Annotated in this window: 10 protein-coding genes; 1 reads left to right on the forward strand and 9 read right to left on the reverse strand. The window is 64.0% G+C overall.

Translation table 11 applies throughout. The features are described 5' to 3' along the window. Positions 1-176 precede the first annotated feature (176 nt). From VMS96_00375 to VMS96_00405, 7 genes are all read right to left on the reverse strand, one after another. Positions 177-440 carry a DUF2621 family protein gene (locus VMS96_00375; protein ID HVP41852.1) on the reverse strand — a complete coding sequence of 88 codons (264 nt, stop codon included), beginning with the start codon at positions 438-440 and terminating at the stop codon, positions 177-179. Between the two features lie 3 nt (positions 441-443). Further along, on the reverse strand, positions 444-866 hold the full coding sequence (nusB, locus tag VMS96_00380) for a transcription antitermination factor NusB (protein ID HVP41853.1): 423 nt from the start codon (positions 864-866) through the stop codon (positions 444-446). A 57-nt stretch (positions 867-923) separates the two neighbouring features. Further along, complete coding sequence (ribH, locus tag VMS96_00385; GenBank protein ID HVP41854.1) at positions 924-1,841, reverse strand: 6,7-dimethyl-8-ribityllumazine synthase; 918 nt, start codon at positions 1,839-1,841, stop codon at positions 924-926. Positions 1,842-1,936: 95 nt separating this feature from the next. Continuing rightward, entirely contained in the window at positions 1,937-2,740 is an 804-nt protein-coding gene (locus VMS96_00390; protein ID HVP41855.1) for an enoyl-CoA hydratase-related protein, read from the reverse strand. A gap of 31 nt (positions 2,741-2,771) precedes the next feature. Next, positions 2,772-3,689, reverse strand: a complete 918-nt coding sequence (locus VMS96_00395; protein ID HVP41856.1) for a 3-hydroxybutyryl-CoA dehydrogenase — start codon at positions 3,687-3,689, stop codon at positions 2,772-2,774. Between the two features lie 94 nt (positions 3,690-3,783). Further along, complete coding sequence (locus tag VMS96_00400; protein HVP41857.1) at positions 3,784-4,980, reverse strand: acetyl-CoA C-acetyltransferase; 1,197 nt, start codon at positions 4,978-4,980, stop codon at positions 3,784-3,786. A 153-nt stretch (positions 4,981-5,133) separates the two neighbouring features. Continuing rightward, positions 5,134-5,358 (reverse strand): hypothetical protein, encoded by a 225-nt coding sequence (locus VMS96_00405; protein HVP41858.1) that lies wholly within the window; start codon positions 5,356-5,358, stop codon positions 5,134-5,136. A gap of 291 nt (positions 5,359-5,649) precedes the next feature. Here VMS96_00405 and VMS96_00410 point away from each other — a divergent pair, with 291 nt between their 5' ends. Further along, a complete protein-coding gene (locus VMS96_00410) occupies positions 5,650-5,991 on the forward strand; it encodes a carboxymuconolactone decarboxylase family protein (GenBank protein HVP41859.1) in 342 nt (113 codons plus the stop codon). A 44-nt stretch (positions 5,992-6,035) separates the two neighbouring features. Here the strand turns inward: VMS96_00410 and VMS96_00415 are convergent, their stop codons facing one another. Together VMS96_00415 and VMS96_00420 are read right to left on the reverse strand one after the other, a co-directional pair. Continuing rightward, on the reverse strand, positions 6,036-6,323 hold the full coding sequence (locus VMS96_00415) for a GYD domain-containing protein (protein HVP41860.1): 288 nt from the start codon (positions 6,321-6,323) through the stop codon (positions 6,036-6,038). Continuing rightward, entirely contained in the window at positions 6,320-6,682 is a 363-nt protein-coding gene (locus tag VMS96_00420) for an RHS repeat-associated core domain-containing protein (GenBank protein HVP41861.1), read from the reverse strand. Before VMS96_00420 ends, VMS96_00415 begins: the two co-directional genes overlap by 4 nt. Positions 6,683-6,867 lie beyond the last annotated feature (185 nt).

Genomic DNA, 6,867 nt, shown 5'->3' on the forward strand with positions numbered 1-6,867 from the left:
GGGGACGGCCACCGGCGCCTACACCGGCGGCGTCACCGTAGATAGCTCAACTGTGTGGGTCGGAGTGGCGGGCGTGAACCAGGTCCAGGGCTTCACCCTTTCCTCGGGAGCGCCCGTGGCCCAGATCCCGGTGAGCTTCACACCCAATCTGGTGGCGGTGCGCTACCAGTAGGGTGCTAGGCCGAGAACGCTGCCTCGTATTCGTCCGGATCTATGCCTTTGTAAGACAGCGTGTGCTTCAATCGCTCGCGCAGGTCGGCGGGCGTGGCCTCGATGAAGGCCTGCACCGCGATCTCCAGCTTGATCTTGGCGGCTGATTTTTCTTCCGCGAGGGACTCGGCGCGGGATTGCGCCGCCTGTCGCACCCCCTCGCGCACGGGCAGCGGCAGCTCTTGCAGCAGGTCGTCGATGATCTCGCGTGCTTCGTCGCTCCAGTCCATCTTCTACACGCTCTTCGCCGTGTCCAGTTCCCGGGCGACGCTGTCGAGCACCCCGTTGATGAACTGCACTGATTCCGGCGAGGAGAACTTGCGGGCGATCTCCAGCGCCTCGTTGATGACCACCGGGCGTGGGGTCTTGGGAAACGCGAAGAACTCGGCGACGCCGGCGCGCAGCACGTTGCGGTCCACCGCCGCCATGCGATCCATGCGCCAGTGCTCGGCGTGACGCTCGATGGCCGCGTCAATGGCCTTGCTGCGCTCCACCGCGGCATTAAACAAGTCTTCGGCGAATCCGCGCGTGCCTGCGTCCACCTCGGCCCGTTCACTCCAGAAGGTGCGGCGCACCTCGTCGGGCTGCTGCTTGCCCATGTCGAGCTGGAACAGCATCTGCAGCACTAGTTCGCGGGACTTGCGGCGGGTGCCCATCTCAGTACCCAGTACTCAGTACCCAGTACCTAGTGAAAGCTCGGGAGGGAAGGTGCATTAGCGCTTTTTCCGCCTTGGTTCATTGAGCCTGCGGCCCGGCACCGGACGCACCCGCGGCGGTTTCGTCTTTGCTGGCGACTGGCGACCGGCGACTGACGACTGCAAGAACGCCATCTCCACCGCGCTCAGCGCCGCTTCGAACCCCTTGTTGCCCATCTTGAGGCCGGCGCGATCGATCGCCTGTTCCAGGTTGTCGCAAGTCAGCACCCCGTAGGCGTGGGGCACGCGGGTCTCCTGCGCCGACTGCCCGATGCCGCGCGTGACCTCTTCCGCGAGGTGCTCGTAGTGCGAGGTCTCGCCGCGGATGATGCAGGCCAGGCAGATCACCGCATCCGCGCCGGTCTCGGCCAGCTTGCGGGCGGCCAGCGGCACCTCGAAGGAACCCGGCACGCGCACCACGGTGATGTCGCCGTCGCGGGCGCCGGTGCGCTTCAGCGCGTCCAGGGCGCCGCCCAGCAGGCGCTCGGTGATGAACGCATTGAAGCGGCTGACCACGATGCCGAATCTCTTCCCCGCTGCGTTCAGTTCGCCCAGCTTCTTCGCCGGGCCTTTTCGCCAGTCTTCTTTGTAGGAAAAGATCGCCAGCCGCCCCTTGCGCGCCGGCACTTCCACCGAGAACATGCGCGCCCCCCACTCGGTGTCAGCGATCTCCTCCGTAATCCTCAGTTTCCGCTTCTTGGCGATGTCGTAGAGCACGTCGGCGGAGGCGCACTCGATCACCAGGTCGGCGTCGGGGAAGCCTTTGCCGGCGCCGATCTCGACGCCTGCTTCGCGCGCATCGAGCTTGATGCCCTTGCTGCGCCGTCCTTCCCATGCCTCGCCGCGCGCCAGCCCCAGCGAATCGAAGAAGTCCACCAGGACGGAGAACTCCTTGTCGTTGGCGGCCACCAGCAGCTTGTGGAATGAACGGATCATTCGATTGGGTAATTGAGCAATTTGGTAATCGGGTAATTGGCTCAACCGGTTTTGTCAATTACTCAATTACCCGATTACCCAATTACCCGATCACGCTATTTGCCTTTGAAATTCGCCGCTCGCTTCTCCAGGAACGCGGTCGTGCCTTCCTTCTTGTCCTCGGTGGCGCAGCAGACGCCGAACAGCGTCGCTTCCAGGTACAGGCCGTCGGCCAGGGTCATGTCCATGCCCTTATGGACCGCTTCCATGCAGTACTGGATGGCCAGCGGCGCGTTGGCAATGATCTTCTTGGCGATGGCCTCGGCGCGCGGGATGAGCTCGGCCGGCGCCACCACTTCGTTCACCAGCCCGATGCGGTGCGCCTCCTGCGCCGTGATCATGTCGCCGGTCAGCAGGACCTGGAAGGCGAGACCCTTGCCCACCAGGCGCGGCAGGCGTTGGCTGCCGCCGTAGCCGGGGATGATGCCCAGCTTCACCTCGGGCTGCCCCAGCTTGGCGGTCTCACTGGCCAGCCGCATGGTGCACGCCATCGCCAGCTCGCAGCCGCCGCCCAGCGCGAAGCCGTTGATGCAGGCGATCACCGGCTTGCCCAGGTTCTCGATCAAGTCGAGCACCGCCTGCCCGCGATGGGTATATTCCTTGGCCGTGATCGGGCCCATCACCGCCAACTCGTTGACGTCGGCGCCGGCGACGAACGCCTTCTCGCCTTCCCCGGTCAGGATGACCACCCGCACCTCGGCATCTTCCTGGATTGCGGTAAACACCGAGCGCAGCTCCCGCATGGTGGCGCCGTTCAGCGCGTTCAGCACCTTCGGCCGCGCGATGGTGACGTAGGCGATGTGGTCTTTCTTGTCGAACTTCAGGTTTTGGTAGGTTTGCGTCAGTACGGATGAAGCCATACGGATCTCCTTCTAGAAACTGAAAACTGTCTTAGGCGACCGCCATCTCAGACGCCGTGATCCCCTGCAGTGCGGCGTCCTGCGGCACCGGCTTCTCGGGATTCGACCAGTCGAAGAATCCCTTGCCCGACTTCTTCCCGTACCAGCCGGCCATGACCATGCGCTTGAGCAGCGGCGGGGAGGCGAAACGGCGTTCTTTGAATTCGTCGAACATCACGTGCGTGATGTAGTACGTGGTGTCGAGGCCGACGAAGTCGAGCAGGGTGAAGGGGCCCATGGGATAGCCGCAGCCCAGCTTCATCGCCAGGTCGATGTCGGTGATGGAGCCGACGCCCTCCTCGTAGGCGCGGATGGCGTCAAGCAGGTACGGCACCAGCAGCCGGTTGACGATGAACCCGGTCTTGTCGGAGGTGCGCACCGGGGTCTTGCCGACACTCTGCGCGAAGGCGAAGGCCTGCTCGAAGACCGCGGGGTCGGTGGTGATGGTGCGCACCACTTCCACCAGCGCCATCAGCGGCACCGGGTTGAAGAAGTGCAGGCCGACGAAGCGCTCCGGGCGCTTGGTGGCGACCATCAGCTCGGTGATGGAGATGGACGAGGTGTTGGAGGCGAAGATCGCGTCCTTCTTCACGATGCCGTCCAGCGCCGCGTACATCTTCTTCTTCTCCTCGACGTTCTCGATGATGGCCTCGATGATCAGGTCGCAGTCGGCCAGGTCTTCTTTCTTCAGCGTGCCCTTGAGCCGCGCGCGGATGGCCTCGGGCGCTTCCTTCAGTTTTCCCTTTTCCGCGAACTTGGCCAGCGACTTCTCGATGCCGGCGAAACCCTTGTCCAGGAAGCGCTGCTCCGCCTCCAGCGAGATGACTTGATATCCGGCAGTCGCGGCGACTTGCGCGATGCCGGAGCCCATCAGACCGCAGCCTAAAACGCCAACCTTCTTTATGGCCATATGAATTCCTTTTTCTTACCGCCGAGATCGCAGAGAGCGCCGAGCATTTTTCATCTCCAAACTCGGCGATCTCGGCGTGCTCGGCGGTGAACAATCAACGCCGTACGTTCTCCACGATCACCGCAATCCCCTGCCCGCCCCCGATGCACGCGGTCGCCAGGCCATACTTGCCCTTGCGCCGTCGTAGTTCGTAAAGCAGCGTCAGCACCAGGCGGGTGCCGGTCGCGCCCAGCGGATGACCCAGCGCGATCGCCCCGCCGTTCACATTCACCTTATTCCTGTCGAGCCCGAGTTCTTTCTCGACCGCGAGGTACTGGGCGGCAAAGGCTTCGTTGACCTCGATCAGATCGATGTCCTCGAGCTTCAGTCCCGCCTTCTTCAGCGCGATCCGCGATGACGGCACCGGCCCCTGGCCCATGATCTTGGGGTCCACGCCGGCAATGCCCCAACTCACCAGCCGTCCCATCGGCTTGAGGCCGCGCTTCTGTGCGTCTTCGAGCGGCATGAGCACGACCGCGGCGCCACCGTCCACGATACCGCTGGCGTTGCCCGCGGTGATGTTCTTGCCGAAGGCGGGCTTGAGCTTGGCCAGGCCTTCCATCGTGGTCTCCGGCCGCAGGTGGTCGTCCTGCTCGAACATCTCGCCGGTCGGCTCGCCCTTGCGGTTGCGCAGCGGCACGGGCGTGGTCTCTTCTTTCATGCGGCACGCCTTCAGCGCCTCGGCCGCCAGCTTCTGTGAACGCAGCGAGAACTCGTCCATCATCTGGCGGGTGATGCCCTGCTGGTCGCCGTAGAGCTCCGCGGTCTGCGCCATGTAGAGGCCGCACTGGGTGTCGAGCAGGGCGACCATCAGCGAATCTTCCATCTTGCCTTCGCCCAAGCCGAAGCCCCAGCGCGCGCCGCGGATGACGTGCGGCGCCATGGACATGCTCTCCATGCCCCCGGCAAGCACGGTGCGGGCCTCGCCTAGCTGGATCATGTGCGCCGCCGAGACGATGGCCTGCATGCCTGAGCCGCACAGGCGGTTGACGGTGAGCGCCGGAGTCTCGATGGGCAGGCCGGCCTTGAGCGCCACGTGACGCGCGCCATAGAGGGCGTCGCCGGAGGTCTGTTGGGCGTTGCCGAAGACGACGTGATCGACTTCCTTGGGCTCCACCCCGGCGCGCTGCATGGCTTCCTTGCCGGCGACGGCACCGAGTTCCTGGGCGGTGAAATCGCGCAGCTTGCCGCCGTAGCGGCCCATCGGGGTGCGCGCCCCGTTGACGATGGCGATGTCGGAAGGATTCAGCATGGACACCTGACAGACAGGAAATATGCGGTCGTGCGAAACGAAAAAGTCTATCAGATTTGTAATCTGTAATTTGTAATTTGCAAAGTAAGAGGCACCCACAGGTAGGAAATCAGCCCGCGGTACTTTACAAATTACAAATCGAACTTTCGACCTTCAGGCCGCGTCGGTGATCTTGCCGAAGTGGGTCTGGCACTCCTCGCAGAACCAGTGGGGCGCCTCTTCCTTCATGACTCCGACCAGGTCGGCGTCGCGCAGGTTGAGGGCCTCGACCGTGTCCGCGCTGTGCGAGCCGTAGGCGACGCGCACCACTCCCAGGGAGGAGCCGCAACTGGGGCAGGCGGGGCGGGGACGCTGCTTCGTACCATGGTGGTTCGGCACGGGCCACCTCCTGATGCTGGCGGAAGCATACGCCCGTCCCTAGTGGATTTCTAGGACTTGGGGCGGATTGTTTGCGGCAAGACCTGACAAGGGTTCGGCACAAGTCAGGCGCGAACCAGTGAACTCTTGCTCGGCTTCGGTCTCGCCTCGCTCCGGTAGCGTGCCGGAGGGCGCCTCGGCGTGCGGCAGCAAGGCGGGCGTAGCGGAAATGTGATGGGGCTGCGGACAGCTTCCGGCAGCCCTTCGCCCGTAGTACAAACGGGTTACACAGCAAGATTGCCTGGAGGAACGATGCACTATCACGATTCTGACGACCTGAAACGACTTGCCGAGTTCAAGCAGCTCGCGCCGACAGAATTCTCCGCCTTCGTGGAGTTCGACAAGACCGTCGGCCGGGACGGCGGCGCCATTCCCCGGAAGTATCGCGAGCTGATCGCGATCGCGGTGGCGTGCACCACCCAGTGCCCTTACTGCCTCGACGTGCACGCGCGCGCCGCCAAACGCGCGGGCACGACCCGCGAGGAGGTCAGCGAGGCCGCCTTGCTGGCCGCCGCGCTCCGGGCTGGCGGCGCCGTCACCCACGGCGCGCTGGCGGTCAAGCTGTTCGACCAGGCGCCGGCCGCCAAGGGCTGATCCCCGCCGGGGAGGAGCACCGGGATTGAGCAGCCAAGTCCCGGCTACAGGTTCGCGAGGAATTGCTTCCAGGGGGTGGCCGCCAGGGTCTCGGTCGTGGAGTGTCCATAGGCGCGAATGATCATCGCCGCCTTTTCCACCTGCCGCGGATCGTCGGCCTCGACGATGTCCACCACGTCGAATCGCCCCAGGGTGGCAAAGCTCTGCTTCCAAACCACGCCTTTGCACTCCTTGGCGATCCGGGACGAGACCGCCTCCGCCAGCTTCTTGAAGTCCTTGGGATCGCGGAACGCGTCGGGCGAGATCCGGCTGAGGATGACGTAAGTGCTCATCGCACACCTCCATGTGATGCTACATGGTAAGCAGTTCTCCAGCCATCACTCGCCTGAACGTGGTCTTCACTCAGGAATCTGCCGCTGGCCGGGTCGTAGTATCTGGCGCGGTAGTACATCAGGCCGGTTTCCGAGTCGAGATCGCGAGCGGTGTAGCGGAAGGGGTTCCGAGTTGTACCGGTGGAGGCAGTGGTCTTGCCGAAGGTGTCGGTAGTGTAGGTGTCTGTGAGCGAGCTGCTGATGTCAGTCAAGGACGTGATTGAACCGAGGCCGTCCGCGTGGTAGTACTTCGTCGCGCCGCCGGTGAAGACGTCGAGCGGCTGGTCAATACCTGGGCCCTGGCTGTAGCGGGCCAGCACGGTTCCGGTAGCATCAACCTCCTCGATGACGTTCGCCCCCTAGAGGTTCATCGTCCTATGGCCGGCGCGCCACCTGCCCTGCCAGTCATTTCCCGTGGCCAACTGAAAGAATGCAGCCTGTACGCTTCGACAGTCGAACAGAAGCGACTCCTCCCACGATGAACTCACCCGGCTCCGCCTTCGGC

Source organism: Terriglobales bacterium (assembly GCA_035543055.1).
Lineage (GTDB): Bacteria > Acidobacteriota > Terriglobia > Terriglobales > Acidobacteriaceae > JAIQFD01.

What these genes read in the sequence shown, in the direction of transcription:
- VMS96_00375 (HVP41852.1), bottom strand. Translation starts at nt 440, where the DNA reads ATGGACTGGAGCGACGAAGCACGCGAGATCATCGACGACCTGCTGCAA.
- nusB (HVP41853.1), bottom strand. Translation starts at nt 866, where the DNA reads ATGGGCACCCGCCGCAAGTCCCGCGAACTAGTGCTGCAGATGCTGTTC.
- ribH (HVP41854.1), bottom strand. Translation starts at nt 1,841, where the DNA reads ATGATCCGTTCATTCCACAAGCTGCTGGTGGCCGCCAACGACAAGGAG.
- VMS96_00390 (HVP41855.1), bottom strand. Translation starts at nt 2,740, where the DNA reads ATGGCTTCATCCGTACTGACGCAAACCTACCAAAACCTGAAGTTCGAC.
- VMS96_00395 (HVP41856.1), bottom strand. Translation starts at nt 3,689, where the DNA reads ATGGCCATAAAGAAGGTTGGCGTTTTAGGCTGCGGTCTGATGGGCTCC.
- VMS96_00400 (HVP41857.1), bottom strand. Translation starts at nt 4,980, where the DNA reads ATGCTGAATCCTTCCGACATCGCCATCGTCAACGGGGCGCGCACCCCG.
- VMS96_00410 (HVP41859.1), top strand. Translation starts at nt 5,650, where the DNA reads ATGCACTATCACGATTCTGACGACCTGAAACGACTTGCCGAGTTCAAG.
- VMS96_00415 (HVP41860.1), bottom strand. Translation starts at nt 6,323, where the DNA reads ATGAGCACTTACGTCATCCTCAGCCGGATCTCGCCCGACGCGTTCCGC.